The sequence below is a fragment of the Bacteroidota bacterium genome (assembly GCA_039111535.1).
Lineage (GTDB): Bacteria > Bacteroidota > Rhodothermia > Rhodothermales > JAHQVL01 > JBCCIM01.
In genome coordinates this window covers 19,092-43,236 of sequence record JBCCIM010000007.1, presented here as the reverse complement: position 1 = coordinate 43,236, position 24,145 = coordinate 19,092, and the positions used below count along the sequence as shown (strand labels likewise).

Below are 24,145 nucleotides of genomic sequence, written 5' to 3'. Positions count from 1 at the left end.
GTGCATCCCACACAATAAGCCCCCAAAAATATGCTGCTCTACAATACAACACAGGGTATTGTTGTTAAGTATGAAAAAAACTGGTACCAGCTGCCCAATGTGAGTTGGGACTACTGGTTACGGCTCGACCGGCTCAAAGAACGGTTACTGGATTATGTTGACGTAAACGGACGAGAAACCCGTGCTCCTGACGCTGCAGATCTGCTCCCGCCAATCAGTAAACAAGAAGTTTGGGCCGCCGGCGTGACGTATTTCAAAAGCCGTACCGCGCGCATGGAAGAATCCAGCGATGCCGGCGGTAGTGATTTTTACGACCGGGTTTACCATGCGGATCGCCCTGAGCTATTTATGAAAGCAACTGCTCACCGCGTTGTTGGGCATGGACAGAAAATGCGCTTGCGTTCAGATTCTAAATGGATGGTGCCCGAGCCAGAACTAACGCTAATGGTCAATGCGTCGGGCAATATTGTTGGCTATACCGTGGGCAATGACCTGAGTTGTCGAGACATTGCAGGAGAGAACCCGCTTTACCTGCCCCAGGCAAAAACTTTTGATGCTTGTGCAGCCATTGGGCCGGCTGTGTTGATCACCGACGAGCCGCTGCCAACAACAACGAAGATCAAACTCAAAGTTGTTCGTGCGCAGCAAACGGTGTTTGAAGGCAAAACTGATCTTGGGCAAATGAAAAAGAAACCGGATCAGTTAGTGAAGTATTTGTTCAGCGAGGCGAGCTTCCCTGAAGGGTGTTATCTTATGACGGGTACCGGTATCGTGCCACCAGATGATTTTACCCTCAAAGCGGGTGACGAAATGCGGATTACCATAGATCCAATCGGCACGCTGGTAAATACGGTGTGATCCCGGGCAGCAAACAACCGGGTACTGTATACAAACTGTATCAATTTTTATAACAACAGATTTTAAAGCGAAGAAGCATGGCATTGCAAGGCAAGCAACTCATTGCAGGTGTATTTGAAGCGAAAGGTACAGAGACGTATCAGGCCGTTGACGCATCCACCAACACACCTTTTGGTGTTCATTTTGTAGAAGGTACTGTCGCTGAGGTTGCTGCTGCAGCCAAAGCCGCTGCCGATTCCTTTGATGCGTTGCGTACAGCTACTGTTGAGGCGCGCGGCCAACTGCTTGATCACATTGCTGACGAGATTATGGCATTGGGTGATGACTTGCTGGAAATGGCCCATCAGGAGACTGGTTTGCCGATGGGCAGGTGTACAGGAGAGCGAGGCAGAGCGGTTAATCAGATTCGACTCTTTGCCAATGTAATTCGCGAGGGCTCGTGGGTAAATGCGCGGATTGATACCGCAAATCCAGATCGGACACCGGCACCAAAACCCGATGTGCGCAGCATGCTTGTTGGCATCGGGCCCGTGGCCGTTTTTGGCGCGAGTAATTTCCCGCTAGCCATTGGTGTGGCAGGCACCGATACCGTAACTGCACTGGGCGCAGGGTGTCCCGTTGTTGTTAAAGCGCACCCTGCGCATCCGGGTACAAGTGAACTGCTCGCGATGGCAATTACTAAAGCCGTTAAAGCAGCTGGTTTTCCAGCCGGTATTTTTTCGATGGTGCACGGCCGCGGCCATGAAGTCGGGTTGGCCATGGCGCGGGATCCGCATATCAAAGCGGTAGCCTTTACCGGCGGATTGCGCGGTGGGCGGGCGCTGTTTGATGCAGCCGCTGCACGGCCAGAGCCGATTCCTGTGTATGCAGAGATGGGCAGTACAAATCCGGTCTTTTTACTACCCGGGGCCTTGAAGGCGCGCAGTGCAGATATTGCCAAAGGATATTTACAATCTGTCAATCTTGGCGTCGGACAGTTCTGCACGAACCCGGGTATTTTGCTGGGCTTGAAAGGCGAAGGCATGTCGTCATTTCAGCAGGCTTCGGGCGAATTGGCGACGGCAGTGACTCCGGCAACCATGTTGCATGCCGGGATCAGCAAAGCGTTTGCCGACGGTGTAGACAAAATAGGTCAAACGCCGGGTGTATCCGTGCTCGGTCAATCAGCTGATGCGCCGGCTGTTGCCACCCAGGCCGGCTGTGCCATTTTTGCTACGGATATCGATACCCTCAAGCAAACACCCTATCTGATGGAAGAAGTGTTTGGGCCTACATCGATTGTTGTGGCGTGTAATTCAGTGGAGGAAATGGAAGAAATGGCTGAAGGGCTCGAAGGGCATCTCAGTGCAACGGTGCACGGCACGCCTGAAGACCTTGCAGCACACAAAAACCTGATTCAGATCCTCGAGAAAAAAGTAGGCCGCATCATCATCAATGGATATCCCACGGGCATTGAGGTTTGTGCAGCAATGCATCACGGCGGGCCGTACCCTGCCTCTACGGATAGTCACTATACCTCCATTGGTACCGGCTCGCTGTTGCGATTTGGCCGGCCCGTATGCTATCAGGGTTTCCCCAATGATCTGCTGCCGCCGCAACTGCGGAATGCCAATGAGAAAGGCATCTGGCGCATGGTCAACAACGAGATGACCCGCGAAAACGTCGGCTGATAGCTGTCTGGGCGTTTTTGCTCCGGTAAAAGGTTTGCAAGACAAAAAGCAGAACTACGAAAACACGACAGAACGAATAGCGTGTCTTCAATCTCTAATCCGCTGCATTCTTTTACAGGTATTCTCTGGTTTCAAGTCTAAAAAAACATATACTCCGCAACTGGTATAGTCTTTGGGTTAAAAGCGCAGGAAGCGGAAAATGTGTGTGCTTAATGTATAGTATGCGCCCTTCCGTAGTATAAATCCTTGTTTTTATTGAATATCCCCCCGTTTTGTACAGTTCTGTAAACCTGGGATCTATACTTGAGATATCATTAATAATTGGTTTTAATCTTAAAATGCGACACAAAATCCTACAAACGTTGGTTTTCTCATGTGTAATGGCCGCGTTTTGCCTGATCACAACGCCCCGCCAGGCATCCGCTTTTTTCATGCAAGAGGCTGAAGTAGAAGAAACAGCAAAAGAAGAAGCAAAGAAGATCGAAGGCCGGGCCAACAGAGAAGCCGAATCAGCTAAAGAAAGAGGCCGCAAAGCTGCCAATGAAGCTGAACGGGAAGCGCGCCGAAATGGCGATAAAGCCAGAGAATCTGCGCGTGATGCCGGCGAACGGGTACAGCGTGATGGCCAGGAGGCTGGCGAAAAAGTCCGCCGTGAAGGCCGTGAGGCTGCTGATCGTGCAAAACAGGAAGGCCGGGAGATGCGCGACAAAGCACAGTCTCGCCGAGACAGCACTGTTGAGCGCGGACGTAAAGCTACCGAAGAAGAGCGTGAAGCACGCCGTGAAGAAATGGGTGATCGCGTTAATCCGCGCACCATTCGTGGCAGCGACATGACGCCGGAGCAACTCGAAGCTCAGATTGCAGAAGCGCGTACTAAGGAAGTGGCGCGGCACGAAGCACGCATGGCCCGAATTGCAGAAATCAAGGCACATGCAGAAACTGCTGGTAACGAAGATGCCATTGCTCGTATTGGTACCCTTGTTGACAAGGAAAACGCCAAACACGAGAAAAAAATTGGCAAGCTGGCTGAAATGGAAAAACGTTTCGCCCGCAAAATGGACAAAAAACTGAAAGCTGATCAGTAACCACGCTGCTCAGTCGCCCTTGCTGCTGTCTTTTTAAGGCGATTGGTCTTGATAAGTAGCTGCCGCAGGAGCTGCCCGGGAGCATTTTTATTCAATTGATTTTATTCAAGATGAAAACATATTTCTTACCCCTTTGCCTGGCGTTATGCTTCGTGCTAGCCGGCTGCAACAGTTCGTCAACCCAGGAATCAATGGCTGCTTCTGAAGCCGCCGAGATTGAGTTGACGGACGAAGATGTCCAGGTGCTCGAATCCATCGATGCTGCGCCGCTTGAAGAAGCTGCACCCGTCACTGAAGAAAATTACGAAGAAGCGCTGGAACAGCTGGAAGCTGAACTGGAAGGAGATCAGTAACGCTCCGCTTTCTTTCGGAATTTGATAAAGCCCGCCGGCCATGTTCTGCCGGTGGGCTTTTCTTATTTAGCCTATTTTTTGTTGATGTGAGAGAAAATCCTGAGCCTTTTCGCTAATACTAGTGCCGGCAACCTTTCTGTATGCCCCCACTGAAAGCGCTCACCAAAGCCGCCCATAAAGTACGATACCTACAGCCGGAAGTGTTGACATGTTTGAAGCAGCAGAAGCAGATTGACAGGAAGCAATGGCGTTTTTCTCTCAAACATTGCGGCCTGATCATCCGTACATAACAGCCGGCAAAGCCCGATATGCTGCATTCCTGGCTGCCAGTGCACGCTATGAGGAAGCACAACCTCTGTACGAAGAGGTGATATCCAACATGGAGAGCAATGCAGTAGGCTCCAATTTCTTCCTCGCCCTCCAGCAATTCAGATTCGGTGAGATGGTATTGCAGATGGGTGAAAATGATGAAGCGGCTACAAATCTGCAAGCCGCCGTAGACGCTATGGAGCAGGCTTTACCAGCCGGTCACCGGCATACCGCGCGGGGGTGGGTGGCACTTGGAGAAGCCCTGATTGCCCAGCGGAAGTTTGTACAGGCCGCCCATTACCTTACGCTTGCTACTGCACACCTGAAAGATGACGCCAGGGAAGCCACCCGTTATACACACGCAAGACAACTACTGGCCTGTGTAGAACAATATGCAGGGTAGCTATGCCGGCTGCGATGAGTTGCCGGGAATGACTGAAAAAGCAAGAAATAATTAGTAACATTAGGGCAGTATAACCTCTTTAAACACCGCTGCCATGATGTTATTTCCCTGGAAAGTAGTACAGAAAGCACTCCCGTTTATCTTCGTATTTCTGTTTGTTAATCCGGTTTCCGCCCAACAGGATCCCCCACCCAATATCCTGCTAATTCTGGTAGATGATCTCGGCTATGGAGATTTGTCCAGTTACGGAGCAACTGATCTGCAAACGCCGCATATCGACGCCTTGATTGCATCAGGAATGCGCTTCGACGAATTCTATGCCAACTCATCGGTGTGTTCTCCTACGCGTGCATCGCTGCTTACAGGGCGGTACCCAGCCATGGTCGGCGTGCCGGGTGTTGTTCGTACCCGCGCCACCGACAACTGGGGGTATCTTGCTGAGGATGCCATTATGTTGCCGGCTATGCTCAAACGAAATGGGTACCATACCGCCATGGTAGGGAAGTGGCACCTTGGTCTGGAGTCGCCAAACCGTCCGCATGACCGGGGCTTTGATTATTTCAAAGGATACCTGGGCGACATGATGGATGATTACTACACCCATCGCCGGCACGGTATCAATTACATGCGTTTCAACGATACCGTCATTGAGCCGGAGGGCCACGCTACTGACTTGTTCACAGACTGGTCCAAAGCATACATTCGTTCCCGGACAATATCTGAAGCGCCATTCTTTCTTTATCTGTCGTACAATGCACCCCACACGCCAATTCAGCCGCCAGAAGACTGGGTTGAAAAGGTGAAGGCACGCGAAGAGGGGATAGACGACGCGCGTGCCCGGCTGGTTGCACTCATTGAACACATGGATGCCGGCATTGGCGAAGTTATGGCTACCCTCGAAGACGCTGGGTATGCAGACAATACAGTTGTGGTATTTACCAGTGACAACGGCGGACAGCTCAATGTGGGTGCGCGAAATGGCGCAGTTCGCGATGGTAAACAAAGCATGTATGAAGGCGGCATCAAAGTCCCGGCTGGCGTTGCCTGGCCCGGGCACATCGACGCCGGCACGCGCTCATCCTATGTTGGCATCACCATGGACATTTTCTCCACCCTGGTTGATATTGCGCGGGTACCGGTTACACACTTTGTTGAAGGGGTGAGCTTTCTGCCCACGTTGATGGGAGAAGCACAAGGCTGGCGAAATCGAGACCTCTTCTTTTCGCGCAGGGAAGGAGGGACGCGTTATGGTGGCAAAACCGTTGAGGCGATGCGTCGCGGCGACTGGAAGCTGCTACAGGATAGCCCCTTCAAACCTCAGGAGTTGTACAACCTGGCAGAAGATCCGCTGGAAACCAATAACCTCCTTGATGAACGGCCTGATATATACCGTTCGATGGCTGCTGCGTTGCGCGCCCATATCCGGGAAGGGGGGCGTGTGAAGTGGCAACCTTGAATCCTGGGGCAAGCAGCGCATCAAAAAGTCATATTGAAGACAGGGTCAAATCGTTCGGTTGAGTACAGCAATTAGCTGGTCGCGTGTATAGGGCTTGCTCAGGTAGGCATCCATGCCGGCGGAGAGAAAGCGCTCTTTTTCGCCCTGCATAGTGCGGGCCGTAACGGCAATAATGCGCGGCTGGCTTTCGCGCTTTATTGTTTTGCGGATGTGTTCGGTTACCTGCAATCCATCAATGCCCGGCATCTGAATATCCATGAGGATGACATCATAGCGTTTCTGACTCAGATGCTGGATGGCTTCTCTACCGTTTGTGGCAATTTCAATCTGGTGTCCCATCTGAGCTACTACGTATGCAGCCAGTTGCCGGCTCGATGGGTCATCTTCCGCAAGCAATATCTCAAGCGGCGGACCTTCGCGATTGACAATCGGCGGGCGATCTGTCGGCTGCGGTTTTACTTTAACCTGTCGGGGCGCGCCTTGCACGACAACCCTTGCTTCGAAAATTGAACCTTCGCCCAATTCGCTATTGACAGAGATGGCACCTCCCATCAACTGCGCCAGCCGCTGGCTGATGGCAAGGCCGAGTCCGCTTCCGCCAAACGTGCGGGTGTCTGAGGCATCAACCTGGGTGAAGTTGTTGAAAATGTCTTCCAGCCTGTCTTTCGGTATGCCGATACCCGTGTCTTGCACAATCATGGAAAGGGCGATACGGTTGTTGGACAGCGGTGCTGAAAATACAGATACCTCTACGCGGCCGTGCTGTGTGAACTTTACGGCATTTGCAACCAGGTTTATGAGCAATTGCTGGATACGTTGCTGGTCGCCAAGCAGGGTAGCCGGCACACCTGCATCAATTTCATAGTGCAGCTCGTTTTGCTTTTCCTGGGCGTGCACAACAAACATCTCAAGAACGCTTCTAACGAGGTCTTCAGGGGAGAATACTGTTTTCTTGAAGGCTACATGGCCGGCTTCAATTTTCGAGAGGTCAAGAATGTTGTTAATCAGGCTGATGAGCCGGCGCCCACTGTCTCGGATAATGTCGAGATGCTTCTGCTGGGATTCGTCGAGGTCGCTCTCTTTGAGGACATCGGTGAATCCGAGAATGCTGTTCATCGGTGTTCTGATTTCGTGGCTCATGTTGGCCAGAAACTCGCTTTTTGCGCGGGTGCCCGACTCTGCTTTGTCGCGTGCCATTTTAAGCTGTTTTGCGTAGCTGACCAGGTTAGCTTCTGCGAGTTTTTGCCGATCAATGTCGGCAATCGAGCCAACCATACGCGTTGGGGTACGCGACGTGCCGCGGTGTATAACGCCACGGCCCCGAAACCACTTGTAGCCCGAAAATTTCGTTTTAAGCCTGTATTCTACATCAAAACTCGAACTGCCGGCTTTGAGCGCTTCGGTAGCCTCCAGGGCGCGTTTTTTATCAGCCGGATGTAATAGCGCGCTAAACTGCGTTTGCGTGGCCGGAATTTCCAGATTGTCATACCCCAGCAATTCATAAAAACGGGGCGACCACCATCCTTCTTCCTGGTCTACGTCAATCCAATCCCAAATGCCGCTGTTGGATGCTTTTGCGGCCAGCACAAAACGCTCCTCGCTTGACTTCAAGCCTTGTGCAGACTGCTCCAGTTGGTCAAATGCAGCAACCAGTTCGCGGTTGGCTTTTTCCAGCTCTTTTGTTCTCTCATAGACGATTGCTTCCAACTCGTCCTGGTGCTTGCGCAATTTCCGTTCTAGAATCTCACGTTCAGCCAACTCCTTTTGCAACGCTTCGTTGGAGTTCTTGAGTTGATCCGGGCTGGGGATGGCCAATGCTTTGGGTAAAAACGGCCATATTGCAATGGCGGTAGCTACTGAAATTAGTGCAGTGCCAAGCTTGAAGAAGCCTGTAATGTGATAAATGCCTTCCCATACAGCCCAGATACCCAACAGATGGGTAATGCCGCACGCCAGGATAAACGCACTAAATAAGAACGCGATGTTGCGGTACATCAGGTCCTTGCGCTTCCGTACGAAGTAGACAATGGCAAAAGGAATCGAAAAATAGGAGAGGGCGATCAGGGCATCTGAGCCTACATGGAGCAACAGCAAATCCTGTTGCCACATATAACAGGCGCCATGTGGCATATAATCGCTGCTAAACAACGAGTGGAAAAACTCTATCATATCGCTGATTCTTTGAGATGACCGTTTGCTGGGTAAGAATCTTCAGTGCGGGAAATGCACAGACTTGCGCATCCAGTTCTAATGGGAGGATAACCAGATCGCAAAATGGCACGCAGATATGATATCAGGTATTAAGCAATTCCTTACGTTTGGGTTGTTCTGCGAAGGTAAAGCGACGCGTTTGCTACAAAAAAAATTGAAGGGCCCTTCTGACACGTACATGGTATTTTCTCAATACAAAAAAGGCGCCTCCCTTTCGGAAGCGCCTTTGTGGATCTACTCGATCCTGCCTAACGGAATAGCAATTAACCTACAGATCCGGAGCAGTTGTCATTGAAGAGGGTGTCTTCATTGCCTTCATTAAGCGCATCTTGTGTAAAGGTACAAGAGAAGGCTTCCCCGTTACAGGTTGAACCAATGGAGCCGTTTAGGACAATCTGGTCTTCACCGCTTTCTGTTGCCGCAACAACCATTGAGAAGTTATTTAACGACATTTCGCATGCTTCAGTCAGGTTGCCATCCAGAGAAAGACTGAAGTCAAATCCTGTTTCGGTGAAATTGGTTGTAAGCCCCATGTCGACATCGCCGCTCAGGCCATCGCAATCATCGAAAATCAGATTGTACAGGTTCGTCCCACTCGCGTCATATGTAACGGTGCCTGACGCATCGCAGTCATAGACAGGCTGCGACTTTGCCGGCTGCGTTTCGGATACGGGGCTTAGCAGTACATCAACAGCGACTGCGCCAAAGACGTTAAAGGACTTCTGCATCATCTCGCCCATCTGATCAAATGATGCCGCAGCATCTTCATTGTCGTTGCTGTCGCAGCCGACAGCAATGATAAACAGACCAAGGAAGAGGGCGAGGGTTTTAGATTTATGAAAAAGGGTTTTCATGCAACTGTGTTGATAAAGTGATAACGATTTGTTTTAGGATGGTAGCATCTATGAAACATAAAGCGTGATTGTTACGGATTTACGACAAGCAACCCAAGAATTCTCCTCCGGGTTAACAATGCTACTCCTTCAGTATACCTATCGTAAACCTCACGGCACGACGCGGACAAGATATACCTGTATGAGCCGTTATCTCACACCGTTATTCACCAGCATAGTCAGGATTTTGAACTGGCATTTGGGCATCAATGCCGGCCAACCATGCATCTAGTTTTTGCTGGAGCTCCGCAGCTTTCTCCGGCATCGCATCCGCCAAATTGTTTTGCTCACCAAGGTCATCGTCGAGGTTATACAACTCGACTGATTGGTCTTCGTAATTGGCAATCAGCTTGTAGGCCCCTTCTCTTATAGCGCCACCGGGTTTACCGCCTTGATTGGAGTAATGCGGATAATGCCAGTAGATGGCAGCCCTGGCGGGTTCGCCGGCTTCTTTAAGGAGGGGTGTCAGGCTCTCTCCATCAACTTCTGCCGGTATTTTATCAGACAGTTGCAGCATATCTAGGATGGTTGGGAGAAAATCTACACTCGATACCGGGACGTCGCATAGTTGATCGACGTCCGTTACGCCCGGCCATTTGATCAACATCGGCACGCGGATTCCTCCTTCATATAGCCAACCTTTGCCCGTACGCAAGGGCAAGTTGGACGTTGGCCAGCCTTCTGAGGTCGACAAGCCACCGTTGTCGGAGAAAAAGACTACTATTGTCCGGTCACTGATGCCGGCATCTTCGATGGCACGCATCACCATGCCAACACTTGCATCCATACTTTCAACCATTCCTGCGTACACAGCATGGTTTTGCATCGTACGAACAGGCCGTTTACCTTCGTAGCCAAAGTCAGAACTGTCGGCTATTGGCTTTTGCCTCGCTTTGTACTTTGCCTCGAGATGGGGGCGGGATTGCAGCGGTGTGTGTACTGCATATTGCGAGAAGTGCAGGAAAAAAGGCTCATCTTTTTTCGCTTCAATATATTTTGCAGCTTCCTGTCCGAGACGGTCTGTGAGGTATTCTCCTTCAAAACCCTCTTCAACGAGGTCTGTTAACTGGTAGACTTGAGAGGTATCGCGCCAGAGTTTGCGGCTGTAGGGGTAGAAATATGAAGGGGGAGAACCATACTGATTGCCGGCGATGTTGCGCGCAAAACCGCGGTTCTCCGGGAGGAATTCGTCGCCGGCGCCCAGGTGCCATTTACCTATATGTGCTGTAGCATATCCTGATTCCTGCAGAATATCCGCCAGGGTGTGGTGCTCAAGGGCGAGATAATCGAGGTCTTCCACCTGTTTTAGCTTTTGGTCTGCCCTGTTATTCCTGCCCGGAATCCAGTCGGTTTGCTTAAGGCGTGCCGGGTATTTGCCCGTGAGAATACTCGCACGGGTAGGCGAACAGACCGGGCATGCGGCATACCCGCTGGTAAACCGCATGCTTTCACTGGCAAGCCTGTCGAGGTGCGGGGTTTGGTAGAAAGTACTGCCAAAAGCAGCTGTGTCGGTCCATCCCATATCATCAATGAGGATAAACACGACGTTATATGGTTCTTCTTCAGCCGGTGTGCAACTGAAGAGAAGCAACGCGAGGAGGATAAAAAGCGGGGTGCGTTTCATCTTTACTTTCTGGTTTATTTGGGTTCAAATGCTGCGGTAAAGTGCCTGAGTGCCGGCGGTTCGTCGACGATCTGATAGCCTGGCAGGCTGTTTTTATTTGCGTTTACTTCTTCAAAACACTCAATGACGTAGTCAACGTGGCTCTGTGTGTAGACGCGCCGCGGAATGGCCAGGCGAACCAACTCCATACTGGCTGCTTTTTCAGATCCATCTGGCTGCCGGCCAAACATAACAGATCCGATTTCACAACTCCGAATGCCGCCAACTTCATACAGCGCAACGGCCAGGGCCTGCCCCGGATAGGACAATGCGGGGATATGTGGGAGCATGCTCGCTGCATCAATATAGACTGCATGGCCTCCCACAGGCCGAATAATTGGTACACCCATTTGGGTAAGGGCATTCCCGAGGTATTGCACAGACGCAAGCCGGTAGGCGAGGTAATCTTCGTCGACAATTTCTTCGAGTCCGATGGCTATGGCTTCCAGGTCACGGCCGGCCAGCCCACCGTATGTAGGAAAGCCTTCGGTCAGGATAAGCTGATTTCTCGCTTCCATGGCCCAGCGGTCGTCATTGAGCGCCAGCCAGCCGCCAATGTTTACCAGTGCGTCTTTCTTTGCGCTCATGGTCATGCCATCTGCAAACGAAAACATTTCACGTACAATTTCAGGGACTGATTTATCGCCATAGCCCGGCTCCCTTAGCTTGATCAGGTAAGCGTTCTCGGCAAACCGGCAGGCATCCAGAAACAAGGGCAGGTTGTGCCGATCACACACGGCACGAGCACCGCGTATATTCTCCATCGACACAGGCTGTCCGCCTCCGGAATTGTTGGTAACAGTAATCATCACAAGCGGCACATGGCCTTTGTGCGTTGTGAGGAAACGGTCCAGTTTTTCGAGGTCGATATTGCCCTTGAAGGGATGCTCGAGCGCAGGGTTTAATCCTTCCTCAATCACGAGGTCCGCCGCAAGTGCGCCACTTGCTTCCACGTTGGCGCGCGTGGTATCGAAGTGTGTGTTACTGGGGATTTTGATGCCGGCTTTCCCAATTATAGAAAACAGGATGCGCTCTGCCGCCCGGCCCTGGTGGGTGGGGATGATGTGTTTGAACGGCATCAGGTTGTGAATTGCGCTTTCGAAGCGGTGGTATGAGGGGGAGCCGGCGTAGCTTTCGTCCCCACGCATCACGCCCGACCACTGGCTTGCACTCATGGCTGAGGTCCCAGAGTCTGTCAGCAAATCAATCAGGACATTGTCTGAGTGGAGCGTGAACAGGTTGTAGTTGGCTGCCTTGATATAGTCCTGCCGCTCTTCACGGCTTGTCATCCTGATGGGCTCGACCGACTTGATGCGGAAGGGCTCAATGATGGTTTTCATAAGATCCTCTATGTTAAAGCTATGCGTGTCTGTAAAAGCGTGTCTTTTAATGCATAGAAGGATACTCAAACCCGGTAAAACAAAACACAGGCTGGCGAAGGAATTTGGTAAGAAAAACGGGAATAGGGGGGAGGAGATAAACTCAGGAATGGAATGCAATCAGCTTTTCCATATACCCGGACAGGTCAGCATTGGGGCGGTTGGCAGATCCAAAAGGGTCACTTGGATTGGCATTAGGATCCTGGAGGAGCTGTAACGTTGTCAACACGCAGTGGGCGAGTGCGTCTGCGTTGTAACCTCCTTCGAGTAGCGCCACAACTTTACTGTCACAACAGGTGTCAGCCCATTGCAGGATTTCCCGTACAATTTCAGCAAACCCGATTACGGTAAGGTTGAGCCCGCCGACAAGATCCATCCAGTGGGCATCATAGCCGGCTGAAATGAAAATCAGGTCAGGGTTAAACGCAAGGGCTTTGGGTGTAAGCATCGTGCGAAATGCGTGCAGGAAGTCAGCATCCCCTGTGTATGCCGGCAGTGGAATGTTGACGGTTGTGCCCTCGCCGGCGCCAGTCCCGGTTTCTTGCAAGGCGCCCGTGCCGGGATACAGTGGTGCCTGGTGCGTACTCATGTACATCACATCCGGATCATCGTAGAAAATCTCCTGCGTCCCATTGCCGTGGTGTACGTCGAAGTCGATGATCAGGACTTTGTTGATGTTTGGATCTTGCAATGCTTTGCGCGCGGCAATGGCGACATTGGCAAACAGGCAAAACCCCATGGCTTCATCGGGGCGGGCATGGTGCCCGGGCGGGCGCACTGCTGCAAAGCCATTTGTGACCTCACCGGTAACAACGGCATCAGTAATGGCAAGCAGGCCGCCGAGGGCTTGCAGCGCAACACGCAGGCTGTGCGGTGTTGCATACGTATCTGGGTCGAGCTGGGTACCGCCGGCTTCAACGGCTGCTTCGACCCGATCAAAATACCCGTAGGGGTGCACAAGCGTCACATCTGCTGCTTCAGCCAGGGGGGCATCGATGTGCACGAGTTTTTCCAGGATACCATCCCGGTTAAGTAAGTCGACAATGGTGTGCAGGCGTTCCGGCCGTTCCACGTGTCCGGCTTGGCTGTGCCCTTCGTGATCTGTGCTAAAGGTTATTGCGGTTTTCATGCCTCCGGGGTGTGCTGCACCATCAGGCCTTCGAAGCTCAGGTTGGTGGCTTTGGGGTAACAAACAAACGGTTTTTGAACAAGTTGAGTGAGGGCTGATACGGCAGCATTGTCCGTTACCAGGCTCAGTTCATGCACTTCATTGTTCGGGCCTATCACATCAATAGGATCGCGATCTGCACGGTATGATACGTGTTTGACTTCCCCGTGGCTCATGTAATACGGTACAGCAGCTTCAGCCTCAGTCTCAGACAGACTGAAGCGTTGCTGGAGCCAGCGGGCAACCCGCGCTTCCCATGTTGCAATATCTGCAGCTGTGGGGGCGGTATCGAGGTAGGTTACCCGCAGGAAGGAGCGGTAGATAAACCGCCGGCACAGGTCTTCCAGCATCGGGTCCTTGCATTGCATCCATTGTTTGAGGCTGTAGATGATATCGGTGTCATCGAGGTCGCAATAGGCCTGCATTACGGTGGGGTGTTCGATTTCGCTTCCTTTTACCTCGTTACTGAGGAAGAAAAACAGCGGGGGAGAACACAAGGCTTCAACTTGTGAGACGCCTTGCCGGATGAGGTCTCTCGCGCGTCGGATGATCCCATAAAGCAAGCGGTCGCCAGCGACGACCGTTTTGTGCAGATACACCTGCCAGTACATCAGCCGGCGTGCAAAAAGGAAGTTCTCAACGGCGTAAATCCCTTTGGGCTCAACGGCAATGCCGGCGCCTGGCCCGCCTTCAAGCGGATGTACGCGCAACGTTTTAATGATACGCGGGACACCTACTTCCCCCTCGGCAACGCCGGTGTGGAAGGAGTCGCGGCGGAGGTAATCGAGCCGGTCCATGTCCAGTTGACTCGAAATCAATTGATGGAAGAACGGTCGCTCATACGTGTTGTCGAACATCTGGAGCACAAGGTCGAGCTGCCCGGGAAAGCGATTGTTGAGTAGTTCAATCAACACGCGGCTCATACTTTCGTGGTGAAAGTCTTCAATGAGCACGTGCTCCAGTGTATGAGAAAAGGGGCCATGTCCAACATCGTGCAACAGTGCTGCAGCAAGCGCCGCTGTATGTTCTTCCTGCGAGATCGGCGTTCCTTTTTCCGACAGGACGTTGAGTGCATCTTGCATAAGCGCCATTGCACCTAGCGCGTGGCCAAACCGGGTATGTTCTGCGCCGGGATACACCAGGTTACCTACACCCAGTTGGCGGATACGTCGCAAACGCTGGACTTCCGGAGTATGGATGAGTGGCAGCAGCAATTGCCGGGGCACGGACACAAACCCGTGCACGGGGTCGGCAAAAATCTTGAATCTGGGTTTCATCATATTCTTGGGGTAACCGGTTGCATCTTGCGTGTTGTGTGTTGTACCTATCTACGGAACGTTGAAATGCAGCATTATTGAGATGAATGGATCAGCGGACATTGTGAAGGAAACTAGCGCAGACGTGCCCTGCTGTGTAGAAGGGCCGGCCGATTTTGTGCCCAAGGCGCAATATGCGCTCCAAATGTTGCTTATCCCGCTGGGCATCAATCCTGTTTGGTGTGCACGTGCATCCATTGCGGAAGGGGGGATTTACTATGGAAACGAGCCGGCTGGACTTGCCCCCGCAGTGCTGCAATTGCCCCTTGCGCCAGCAACACCGCAGTATTTCGAAACAAAAACACGCTACGATACCTCAGGTGTGCACTGGCAAGAAGCTGCAGATGAACGGTTTCCCGTATTGTTTGGTGGTCCAGAACCTGACACATTTGATTACGTGGCCTCGGCATTTTTCTGGTTGTCCGGGTGGCAGGAATATACGATTCAAAACAGAGACCGTCACGGTAGATTTTCGTGGGCCGATTCGATGCAAGCTGTCCTGGATACGGTATATACGCCGGTGGTAGATTGCTACCGAGCGGTGTTGCGCCGGCAACTCTTGCAGCATGGCATACCCGTGCGTGAACGGACCTGGGCCGGCAAGACCTGGGCATTTTGTCCTACCCACGACATTGACTATATCTGGAAATGGCGGCCTGGTATGGTGTATAGAGAGGTCGTAGAGTATGGGCTACTCAACCGCCGGCATGTTGGGGTAGGGGCCCGTGTGAAGCGACTGGGTGCCTTTATAGCTGATGCGCTAAAACCTGGAGACATCTTTCGGCAGTCCCTGGATCGTATGATCGATGAAGTGCACAAGCGGGGAGGAAAAGCTACCTACTTTTTCAAGACTGGCGCCCACGGCCCGCATGATGTCTATTATGCGCCTTCAAATGGGTACTTACGCCGCACACTGAAGCGACTGGCGCAACTCGGCTTTGAAGTAGGGTTGCATCCAAGCTATTACGCCCACACGCATCCAGACTATATGCAGGAGGAGAAAGCGGCCCTTGCTGACATCACATCTCAGCCGCTGGTCTCTGTGCGGCAGCACTATTTGCGGTACACCTATCCACACACGATGCGGCTGCAGGAGGCTGCCGGCTTTACCGTCGACTCAACCCTTGGCTTCTCTGACCACGAAGGCTTCCGCCACGGCACGTGCCACCCCTTTCTTCGCTACGACATCCTCAAAAACAAATCTACTACAGTGTGGGAAGTGCCCCTTTGTTTTATGGATGGGACCCTGTTCAACTACCGCAATATGGGCTTCGAAGAAGCCCTCGCAGCTGCCCAAACGCTAATCCTTACTTGTAAAAAACACGGTGGTGTTTGCGTGGGGCTATGGCACAACATGCTGTGGGATGAAATGGATTTCCCCGGATGGGGCGCGCACTTTGAGCAAACGCTGGATTTTGTTGTAAAGGAGCAAGGCGAAATTACCACACTTCAGGATGTTTGCCAGGAATAATTTAGGGACAGAAAATTAGCACACATAGGCCTTCCATCTCCTATGCCGCGCCTGATTAGGGAATCTACCCGTGTGGCGTAGCAAACAAGCAATAGCCAGATTCCCAGGAGGAAGCGATGCAACGGATTGGTTTCACGTCCGTAGAGGAGTAATCGTATCTAATAACCAAACGGCAGACACTTCATGGCAGGACGCACCTTTGACGAAAAAGAGGTTGCCGAGATTTTCCGACTTGCGGCAAAGCGACAGGACAACGCATTGCGTGCCCTTTCGCCTGGTGGCGGGCTGACGCTAGAAGAATTGACTGCAATCGGGCAAGAAGCCGGCATTTCCCCCAATTTTATAGCCGGCGCTGTGCAACAACTCAGCCATGCGCCTCCCGCTGCAAAGATTGACCGTTTGGCTGGATTTCCCGTTGGGTTTACAAGAACCATTGATGTCCCCGCTTCTTTTGGGGAGGAGCACTGGAACAGGTTGGTCTCTTCCTTGCACGATGAATTGGATGTATTGGGACGTACACATACAGCTGGCAATACCCGCATCTGGGAAAGCGAAATCGGCCAAATGGTTGCCGAACCCCGAGAAGAAGGCTACCGCCTGCGTTTGAAGCTCTCCAAAGACACCTTTCGAGGCGCGTTAATCATGGGAGGCGTGATGACGGTGATGGGCATCTTTTTTATGCTGGTACTGGCTAGCAAAGGCGATTTCCTCGTCGATATGGCGAAGACCCTGGTTGTCTCTATGTTTGCCATTGCCGGCCTGGCCGGATTAGGGTACGGAGCCGTCAAATTCCCGAATTGGGTTGCTGATAAAGAGGCCCGCATTGACCACGTACTGGAAAACTTGTTGGCCGGGGTTGATGCCGCGAGCCTCGAAACGGTGCCGCCAACAACAGAAGCAGAAGTAACACAAGCGTCCACCACACGCCTGTCATTAGATCCTGAACAAGCGCCATTGACTGATACACAACAGACAACCCACCACAAAACCCGCAGCTAGGTGTAGACCTACCTCAAACCGATTGCAAAACGCAAAGCACTTTCAATCTGCAACCTTCTACCCACAAACAAATCAATCCTTGGGAATTGATTTGTTTGTGCCTAAGACCGCCTAAACCCAGTTGCACCTTTAAGCAAACGGTAAACCAGACGATTCTTATCGAGAAGTCTGTTCAAGCTACTCTATAAGAACCGCGGTCATGAAAAAATTCTGGGGACTAACCCTCATTGCACTCTTTTTGGTAGGGTGCCACACGTCAAAACGTCCCGTGCTTTACGGGTTGATGGAAGAAGAAAGTCCGGTCAACCTGGCTACCCTGCAACGCCAATATCCCGACGACGCCGGCGTCTATCTCTTTTATAAGCACGATATCGCCAACGACCTGAAACCTGATTTCAAAAACAATGCCCCGCGCTGGTACTTCTTTGAGTCGTATCACTGGCGCGAAATGCGTTTGGAAGACACACCTGGAGATGAGCAGGAGCTGTTTCAGATCCCGCTGGCCTCATACGAGAAAATCCGTGACCTTACGTACAAAGTCATCCAGCCGGATGGTATCACCTTCGGGTACAAGAAGTCAGCGTTGAAACGCGATCGGATGGGAGGAGACTCTTCTCTGTTTCGGATTGTAGTTGAAGGTATCCCGGCTGGCAGCATTGTTGAAGCTGCGTATGAAATTGAACGTGGCGACCTGTACAAACGCTTACCGCTGAGCCATGATGTGGCTTTTCAACTCGATAAGCCGGCCCTAGATATGGCCTTTGCGTATACCTACCCCCGCGACTGGGATGTACAGGTAAAGCAGATTGGCGAGCAGCGCGACCTGTTTCTTTCTGAGTCAGCTGATGACAAGGCTGAAACGAAAACACTGCATTACCGCGCTTCCAAAGTGCCGGCGTTTGCATCACAGCCTTTTGGCCCGTATTTGAAAGAAGTAGCCCCATACTTCCACGTTCAGGTGCTGGATATGGAAGTTGGGAACGTATTGGCATACGAAGCCCCGGATGCGTGGGAGACCATTGCAAGGAGCTATGCCGTTCACGCCCGCACCCCGGGTCGCAAAGTTAAAGCCGGTATCGACAAAGCATTCCGCGACCTGGCACTCGACGAGCACGCGTCTGATCAAATGAAAATAGATGCCATCCTCACGCATGTCAGAGCAGACATTACACCGCATCCGCGTCGTGGCCTGGAAGACGTCGTGAAGAATGGCAAAGGCAATCCTTATGCAATTGCTACTTATGCACAAGCCCTCATGGACCGTGCCGGCATTGTCTCAAATTACCTGGTGGCGCATTCCGCACAGGGGGGTAATTTTGACGCTGAGTTTGTTTCCGGCGAGCAGTTGTATCACCCGGTACTGGAAGCCGAAGTGGCAGGGCAGCAGGTTTATCTCTTTCCTGCACTTGACCATGTGCCGGCAGCCTATGTACCCTCCGTTTTTGAAGAGCAACCGGCATTGCGGTATGTCGAGGGTGACTTTGAAGGATTTACGACCATTTCCCAGGCCAACGCTGCGTCGTATGCAGACAACAACGCCTACGATGTATTCATCAATGCAGACGGTGATGCCCGCGTTGAAGCAACCCTCGAAATGGGACACCATGCTGCATACCAGTTTTTCCATGGTCTAGCACGCGAAGACGAAGGCCATATGGTTAAAACGCTGTTGCCACATAGTGATACGCAGGTTGACGAATTGACCTACAATATTGCACCTGGTTCTTGGGATAATCCGACGCGCGTTGAGGTTACCTATGCACTGGACGATTGTGTTGCTCAGGAAGATGAAACGGTTGTATTCGAATCCTGTGGGTTGTTTGACGCCATGCACAACGGCACGGTGCTAACGCGTGCACCCCGCCGGCTGGGGTCTGCCTCGGGCGAAACGATGGTGCTGAAAAACACGGTAGCCATCAGCTATCCTGCAGCATGGACCCTGCTTACCGATGTACAGGAAGCAGCTGAAACCGTCATTGGAGGTCGATTTACGCGCAAGGTTAAAACGCAGCCCGGATTCCTGCAAGTAGACCAGGCCCTGGCGCTGGAACGCAATGCGGTACAACCGTTGCAAGTGGCTTCAAACGATGTTATCCGCCTGCCGGCTCGCGCTGCTTTGCCGATGCTGGAAATGACAACGATGCCAATATTCACCGATGCTGGGGAGGGAGTAGAGGTTGAGCCCGGTGGCCCATGGACGCTGGTTATCCAAACCTTTGCTTCCGTCGAAGAAGCTGAGCAAGAAGCTTCCAAATACCGGGAAGAACTCGCTGAGAAGGGCTTTGACATCAATGTATTGATGGATGGCAGCGAGGCCAATGCATACCGCCTGGTTCTCGGTACCTTTGCAACGCGGACGGGCATCGAGTCGGCGCGCGAAACGCTTGGTGAAGCACTCCCTTTTGACGCCTGGATGCTGTCCCTCAAGCCACAAATGACTGCTGTGACTGGCAAACCCGGCCCGGTCATGCAGTAACGTTTATTAAGATTCTGATTGTATCGCGTTGCCTACAAACGTCTGCTCTCTTGTGAGGGGCAGGCGTTTGTTGTTTTGATGTATTGTTGCTTTTGGAAAGCGCCTGAACCAGGGTGCAATCCCGCCTTCTGCAGCTAGGCAATCACGGCCCTTACCACCTCTCCGTGCACATCTGTCAATCGGTAGTGCCGGCCCTGGTGTTTGAACGTCAGCCGCTCGTGATCTATGCCGAGTAAATGTAAAATCGTAGCCTGGAAGTCGTGTACATGCACCTTGTTTTCCACAGCGTTAAAACCAAACGCATCTGAAGCGCCATAAGAAATCCCGGGTTTTACGCCGCCACCGGCCATCCAGATGGTAAATGCATACGGATGATGATCGCGGCCCCAATTCTTTTTGTTTTCTATTTTTCCCTGCAGGAAAGGGGTGCGGCCAAACTCGCCACCCCAGATGACAAGCGTGTCCTCAAGCATGCCTCGTTGTTTGAGGTCTTTGACCAGCGCGGCGCTTGGGGCATCGGTGTCTGTGCATTGGATTTTGAGCTGGTGGTTGAGGTTGCGATGCTGGTCCCAGCCGGCGTGCATGAGTTGAATAAACCGCGTACCTCGCTCAGCCAGTCGACGGGCCATCAGGCAGTTGTAGGCATAGCTGCCCTGCCGGTGTACATCCGGACCGTACATATCGAGGATATGCTGGGGTTCATCCGAAAAATCGGTTAGCTCCGGGACGCTGGTTTGCATGCGGTACGCCATTTCGTATTGCGCAATACGGGTGGCAATTTCAGGGTCTCCATAGTCCTGTAAGCTGAGTTCGTTTAGCTGCGCGATGTCATCGAGAATACCTCGTCTGATTTCGCTGCTCATGCCTTCGGGATTGGAGAGGTAGAGCACAGGATCGCCCGAGCCGCGAAATTTTACGCCCTGGAGTTTGGAGGGCAGGAATCCACTGCCCCAATAATAGTCGTAGAAAATCTGCCCGCAACTGGCTTCTTTGTCTACTGAGGTCATCACAACAAAGGCCGGCAAGTCTTCGTTCATGCTGCCGAGGCCGTAAGACAACCACGCACCCATGCTGGGTCGGCCAGCCATTTCAGACCCCGTCAGAAAAAACGTGATGGCAGGGGCATGGTTCACTGCTTCGGTGTGCATCGATTTGATGAAACAGAGTTCATCAGCAATTTCTGCTGTATAAGGCAAGAAGTCGGATATCCAGGCGCCCGAGTCGCCATGCTGCGCAAAATTGGTGATTTCAGGTAGAACGGGACGGTCTGATTGCCCACTCGTCATGGTGCTAAAGCGGGCATTGCCGACCACTTCATCGGGTATCTGGGTACCAACCCACTTGCGCAACTCGGGTTTGTGATCGAACAGATCGACATGGCTGGGCGCACCGTTTTGGAAGAGGTAAATTACCCGTTTTGCTTTTGGCGCAAAATGTCGCAATTCTGCACTGAGGGTGCTCTGGATCGCATCAGTAGCTGGGGCATCCAGGGGGGAGGCAAACCCGGTTTTATACAACAAGCTGGCGAGTGCAGCACCTCCAATACCCGTTGCGGCGCGCCCAAAAAATTGCCGCCGAGAAAGATGCGCAGAGCGTTCTTCTAATGGATTCATTGTTCAATTTTGCAAGTTAAGCGTTGGGTACGTGCACCACACACCGTTCTGTGATTCCAGATAGTCGCATTTTTTCATTTACGCGTCTCCTGCTCACTCCTCAGTGTTTAGTAAGTGTTTCATCAAGGTTGAGAATAAGCGAGCAAAGTCCGGCAAATGCGGCCTGTTCAACAGGGTCGAACGTTTCATTGACGGGTGCTTCGCCGGCTGCAATGATTTTTGCTGCTGCTTCAGGTGCTGCTTTGTATTGCGCACGCAATGCGTGCAGCCTACCTAGCAGAATATCTTTTTCAGCAGCACGGGGCAATCTGGCTGTTGCAAGCCGGTAGGCACGTTCAATTCTTGCCTCATCTGTCTCTGCCTGTGCCATCACCCTGGCGGCCATTACGCGGGCAGCTTCTACATAGGTTATGTCGTTCAGGGTTGTTAAGGCGTGAAGCGGCGTGTTGGTCAGAGGAGACTTTACAGAGCACGTCTGCCGGCTGGCTGTGTCGAACAACATGGTGGGGCCAACGATGCGGCGCCAAAACGTGTAGAGCGTACGCCGGTAAAGGTCTTGCCCTGAATCTTGTTCATATTTGATTTGCCCAAAGGTGGCTTCCTGCCAAATCCCCGCGGGCTGGTAGGGTTTCACGGAAGGTCCGCCGGCTTTTTCGGTTAACAGTCCGCTTGCAGCCAGTGCAACATCACGAATCATCCAGGAAGGCAAGCGATAGCGGGGGCCTCGCGCAAGGAGTCTGTTCTCAGGGTCTGCTTCAAGCAGGGAGGGGGCTACATGAGACGCCTGTTGATAGGTGGCGCTCATTACAATTTTTTTGTGCAGCGCTTTAACGTCCCACCCGCTATCTCTAAAGTCTAGCGCAAGCCAATCCAGCAATTCAGGGTGCGAAGGTTTTTCACCCTGGATGCCAAAGTCTTCAGTTGTTTTTACAAGCCCGGTACCAAAAAACGATTGCCAGATTCGGTTTACCGTAACGCGGGCCGTTAATGGATTTTCATCTGAAACAACCCATTCTGCCAGCCCAAGTCGGTTTGTTGGTGCTGTGTTGGGCAACGGAGGCAGGAATGCCGGCACATTCATCTCAGCTTTCAATTCAGCAGGTTTATCGTACCCGCCCCTGGTCAGGACAAACGTTTCCCTTGGCTCTTCTATTTCGTCCATCACCATGACAAGCAGGCTGGTATTGAGTTGCCTGGCATGTGCCGATGCTGCCTCTTGCAGGGTGCTGAGGAGTTGCGTGTATGCTGGTCGGCTTTCTTCAAATGCTTTGATAAGCAAGCCGTTGTAATATCCGCTGCGTTTGCCTGGATGTATACGCAAGGCATCAACATTCTCTCCAATTAAGCCGCGTGCGTTTGGAGAGGTTGCTGCGCTCTCTCCTGCCGGCCGTGGAAAAATTACCAGCTCCGCCTCGAACACCCGATCTGCAGCTTTGTCAAGCGTTGCCTTCAAGCCGGCAGTGACTTTCTTATTTGCAGCATCGCTCATATCGAGGTAAGGCGGGACCCTGCCACTGGAAATACCGCCTTCTTCAGAAGTCTGATTGAAATAGTCAAACAGTTGGTAGTATTCCTGCTGCGTGAGCGGGTCATATTTGTGATCGTGGCATCTGCTACAATTGACCGTTAGCCCGAGCCACGTCGTACCCAGGGTTTCCACGCGGTCAAAGACGTTCTCTACGCGGGTTTCCTCGGGGATACGACCGCCTTCTCCATTGTACATGTGGTTTCGGTTGAAGGCGGTGGCAAGAATCTGTTGTGAGGAAGCTTCGGGGAGCAGGTCGCCTGCCAATTGCTCTTTTGTAAACTGGTCGAAAGGCATGTTGTCGTTGATTGCCTCAACAACCCAGTCTCGCCAGGGCCACATGGAGCGCGTCGGATCGCCTTGAAATCCGTTTGTATCCGCGTATCTGGCAACATCCAGCCAGTCCCATGCCCAGCGCTGTCCGTACGCCGGAGATGCAATGAGTGCGTCTACCGCTTGCTCGTAGGCGCCTGGGGTCTCATCAGCCAGAAATTGATCCAGCGCCTCAATGGTGGGGGGGAGGCCGGTGAGGTCTAGCGAGACCCTGCGCAGCAGCGTTGCCTGGTCTGCAGCTTGCGCCGGCTTGAGATTGCTTGCCTGGAGCCGTTTGAGGATAAATGCATCAATTTCGTTATTGCCCCAGGTTGTATTGTTGTCCGGGATGGGCGGGTAAGCAGGTGCCTCAAAAGCCCAATGCGTTTTGTATGCGGCCCCCTGTTCGATCCATTTAACCAGGATAGCTTGCTCCCTGCTTGAGAGTGCCATTTTCGACGCTGGCGGTGGCATCAACTCCTCCGGGTCATCGTGCAGGATGCGTTTTATCAGCGCACTTTCGCCTGAAGACGTCGGCACAATAGCACGGTTACCTGTCTCCGGGAGCTCCGCCATTGCTGCTGATTCAATATCAAGCCGCAAGTCGGCTTCTCGCGCATTCTCATCCGGGCCGTGGCAGGCATAACAACGGTCTGAAAGGATCGGTTGTACGTCAAAGTTGAAATCAACCTGGTCCGGTAGGTCCCGGTAGGCGCGGGCGACATCACGCGGCAGGTCCGACCTGCAGCCGGTAAAGAGCAAAAGGAGTGCAAACAGGAGGAAACGGGCCATGGCTACATAACCTATAAGAATGCCAAGGGGAGGGCAAGTGCTCATAAATAACAGCGATTCTTCTCCAAAAACAAGATTTAAGACCGTTTGTAATCTGATCTATGCACATCCTTTCTTTTTTACAGGGTTTTTATTGGTGGCCTAATGTGTTGATTGGTAACGCTGCCACTTGCCTGAGATGAGCCGGCTTGGC

17 protein-coding genes are annotated in these 24,145 nt (G+C 52.3%); 9 read left to right on the top strand and 8 right to left on the bottom strand.

Annotation, left to right across the window (positions count from 1 at the left end; translation table 11 throughout):
- Window positions 1–30 precede the first annotated feature (30 nt).
- The 6 genes from AAF564_02155 to AAF564_02130 all read left to right on the top strand — a co-directional run bounded on the left by AAF564_02155 (window position 31) and on the right by AAF564_02130 (window position 6,134).
- Window positions 31–858, top strand: a complete 828-nt coding sequence (locus tag AAF564_02155) for a fumarylacetoacetate hydrolase family protein (GenBank protein MEM8484318.1) — start codon at window positions 31–33, stop codon at window positions 856–858.
- Window positions 859–935: 77 nt separating this feature from the next.
- Window positions 936–2,528, top strand: coding sequence for an aldehyde dehydrogenase (NADP(+)) (locus AAF564_02150; GenBank protein ID MEM8484317.1), 1,593 nt, complete (start codon window positions 936–938; stop codon window positions 2,526–2,528).
- A gap of 431 nt (window positions 2,529–2,959) precedes the next feature.
- Window positions 2,960–3,613: a hypothetical protein gene (locus tag AAF564_02145; protein MEM8484316.1), complete on the top strand. Its 654-nt coding sequence runs from the start codon at window positions 2,960–2,962 to the stop codon at window positions 3,611–3,613.
- A 110-nt stretch (window positions 3,614–3,723) separates the two neighbouring features.
- Window positions 3,724–3,966: a hypothetical protein gene (locus AAF564_02140; GenBank protein ID MEM8484315.1), complete on the top strand. Its 243-nt coding sequence runs from the start codon at window positions 3,724–3,726 to the stop codon at window positions 3,964–3,966.
- Window positions 3,967–4,210: 244 nt separating this feature from the next.
- On the top strand, window positions 4,211–4,678 hold the full coding sequence (locus AAF564_02135) for a hypothetical protein (protein ID MEM8484314.1): 468 nt from the start codon (window positions 4,211–4,213) through the stop codon (window positions 4,676–4,678).
- 94 nt (window positions 4,679–4,772) lie between these two features.
- On the top strand, window positions 4,773–6,134 hold the full coding sequence (locus tag AAF564_02130; protein ID MEM8484313.1) for a sulfatase-like hydrolase/transferase: 1,362 nt from the start codon (window positions 4,773–4,775) through the stop codon (window positions 6,132–6,134).
- Window positions 6,135–6,179: 45 nt separating this feature from the next.
- On the opposite strand, the gene AAF564_02125 is transcribed toward AAF564_02130, so the two are convergent.
- The 6 genes from AAF564_02125 to AAF564_02100 form a co-directional block, all read right to left on the bottom strand.
- Window positions 6,180–8,303 (bottom strand): response regulator, encoded by a 2,124-nt coding sequence (locus tag AAF564_02125; protein MEM8484312.1) that lies wholly within the window; start codon window positions 8,301–8,303, stop codon window positions 6,180–6,182.
- A gap of 305 nt (window positions 8,304–8,608) precedes the next feature.
- Window positions 8,609–9,199, bottom strand: a complete 591-nt coding sequence (locus AAF564_02120; GenBank protein MEM8484311.1) for a hypothetical protein — start codon at window positions 9,197–9,199, stop codon at window positions 8,609–8,611.
- A 202-nt stretch (window positions 9,200–9,401) separates the two neighbouring features.
- Complete coding sequence (locus tag AAF564_02115) at window positions 9,402–10,862, bottom strand: sulfatase (protein ID MEM8484310.1); 1,461 nt, start codon at window positions 10,860–10,862, stop codon at window positions 9,402–9,404.
- Between the two features lie 14 nt (window positions 10,863–10,876).
- Complete coding sequence (locus tag AAF564_02110; GenBank protein ID MEM8484309.1) at window positions 10,877–12,241, bottom strand: tryptophanase; 1,365 nt, start codon at window positions 12,239–12,241, stop codon at window positions 10,877–10,879.
- Between the two features lie 142 nt (window positions 12,242–12,383).
- The gene (locus AAF564_02105; GenBank protein ID MEM8484308.1) at window positions 12,384–13,409 is read right to left on the bottom strand and encodes a histone deacetylase; all 1,026 of its coding nucleotides are present in this window, start codon (window positions 13,407–13,409) and stop codon (window positions 12,384–12,386) included.
- Window positions 13,406–14,728, bottom strand: coding sequence for an HD domain-containing protein (locus tag AAF564_02100; protein ID MEM8484307.1), 1,323 nt, complete (start codon window positions 14,726–14,728; stop codon window positions 13,406–13,408). The genes AAF564_02105 and AAF564_02100 overlap by 4 nt, the downstream gene beginning before the upstream one ends.
- Window positions 14,729–14,828: 100 nt before the next feature.
- Here AAF564_02100 and AAF564_02095 point away from each other — a divergent pair, with 100 nt between their 5' ends.
- The 3 genes from AAF564_02095 to AAF564_02085 all read left to right on the top strand — a co-directional run bounded on the left by AAF564_02095 (window position 14,829) and on the right by AAF564_02085 (window position 19,710).
- Entirely contained in the window at window positions 14,829–16,235 is a 1,407-nt protein-coding gene (locus AAF564_02095) for a polysaccharide deacetylase family protein (GenBank protein MEM8484306.1), read from the top strand.
- A 183-nt stretch (window positions 16,236–16,418) separates the two neighbouring features.
- The gene (locus tag AAF564_02090; protein MEM8484305.1) at window positions 16,419–17,234 is read left to right on the top strand and encodes a hypothetical protein; all 816 of its coding nucleotides are present in this window, start codon (window positions 16,419–16,421) and stop codon (window positions 17,232–17,234) included.
- A 199-nt stretch (window positions 17,235–17,433) separates the two neighbouring features.
- Window positions 17,434–19,710: an SPOR domain-containing protein gene (locus AAF564_02085; GenBank protein MEM8484304.1), complete on the top strand. Its 2,277-nt coding sequence runs from the start codon at window positions 17,434–17,436 to the stop codon at window positions 19,708–19,710.
- A gap of 134 nt (window positions 19,711–19,844) precedes the next feature.
- Here the strand turns inward: AAF564_02085 and AAF564_02080 are convergent, their stop codons facing one another.
- Window positions 19,845–21,323 carry a DUF1501 domain-containing protein gene (locus AAF564_02080; protein MEM8484303.1) on the bottom strand — a complete coding sequence of 493 codons (1,479 nt, stop codon included), beginning with the start codon at window positions 21,321–21,323 and terminating at the stop codon, window positions 19,845–19,847.
- A gap of 100 nt (window positions 21,324–21,423) precedes the next feature.
- Window positions 21,424–23,952 carry a PSD1 and planctomycete cytochrome C domain-containing protein gene (locus tag AAF564_02075; protein MEM8484302.1) on the bottom strand — a complete coding sequence of 843 codons (2,529 nt, stop codon included), beginning with the start codon at window positions 23,950–23,952 and terminating at the stop codon, window positions 21,424–21,426.
- Window positions 23,953–24,145: the final 193 nt, after the last annotated feature.

What these genes read in the sequence shown, in the direction of transcription:
- AAF564_02155 (MEM8484318.1), top strand. Translation starts at nt 31, where the DNA reads ATGCTGCTCTACAATACAACACAGGGTATTGTTGTTAAGTATGAAAAA.
- AAF564_02150 (MEM8484317.1), top strand. Translation starts at nt 936, where the DNA reads ATGGCATTGCAAGGCAAGCAACTCATTGCAGGTGTATTTGAAGCGAAA.
- AAF564_02145 (MEM8484316.1), top strand. Translation starts at nt 2,960, where the DNA reads ATGCAAGAGGCTGAAGTAGAAGAAACAGCAAAAGAAGAAGCAAAGAAG.
- AAF564_02140 (MEM8484315.1), top strand. Translation starts at nt 3,724, where the DNA reads ATGAAAACATATTTCTTACCCCTTTGCCTGGCGTTATGCTTCGTGCTA.
- AAF564_02135 (MEM8484314.1), top strand. Translation starts at nt 4,211, where the DNA reads ATGGCGTTTTTCTCTCAAACATTGCGGCCTGATCATCCGTACATAACA.
- AAF564_02130 (MEM8484313.1), top strand. Translation starts at nt 4,773, where the DNA reads ATGATGTTATTTCCCTGGAAAGTAGTACAGAAAGCACTCCCGTTTATC.
- AAF564_02125 (MEM8484312.1), bottom strand. Translation starts at nt 8,303, where the DNA reads ATGATAGAGTTTTTCCACTCGTTGTTTAGCAGCGATTATATGCCACAT.
- AAF564_02120 (MEM8484311.1), bottom strand. Translation starts at nt 9,199, where the DNA reads ATGAAAACCCTTTTTCATAAATCTAAAACCCTCGCCCTCTTCCTTGGT.
- AAF564_02115 (MEM8484310.1), bottom strand. Translation starts at nt 10,862, where the DNA reads ATGAAACGCACCCCGCTTTTTATCCTCCTCGCGTTGCTTCTCTTCAGT.
- AAF564_02110 (MEM8484309.1), bottom strand. Translation starts at nt 12,241, where the DNA reads ATGAAAACCATCATTGAGCCCTTCCGCATCAAGTCGGTCGAGCCCATC.
- AAF564_02105 (MEM8484308.1), bottom strand. Translation starts at nt 13,409, where the DNA reads ATGAAAACCGCAATAACCTTTAGCACAGATCACGAAGGGCACAGCCAA.
- AAF564_02100 (MEM8484307.1), bottom strand. Translation starts at nt 14,728, where the DNA reads ATGATGAAACCCAGATTCAAGATTTTTGCCGACCCCGTGCACGGGTTT.
- AAF564_02090 (MEM8484305.1), top strand. Translation starts at nt 16,419, where the DNA reads ATGGCAGGACGCACCTTTGACGAAAAAGAGGTTGCCGAGATTTTCCGA.
- AAF564_02085 (MEM8484304.1), top strand. Translation starts at nt 17,434, where the DNA reads ATGAAAAAATTCTGGGGACTAACCCTCATTGCACTCTTTTTGGTAGGG.
- AAF564_02080 (MEM8484303.1), bottom strand. Translation starts at nt 21,323, where the DNA reads ATGAATCCATTAGAAGAACGCTCTGCGCATCTTTCTCGGCGGCAATTT.
- AAF564_02075 (MEM8484302.1), bottom strand. Translation starts at nt 23,952, where the DNA reads ATGGCCCGTTTCCTCCTGTTTGCACTCCTTTTGCTCTTTACCGGCTGC.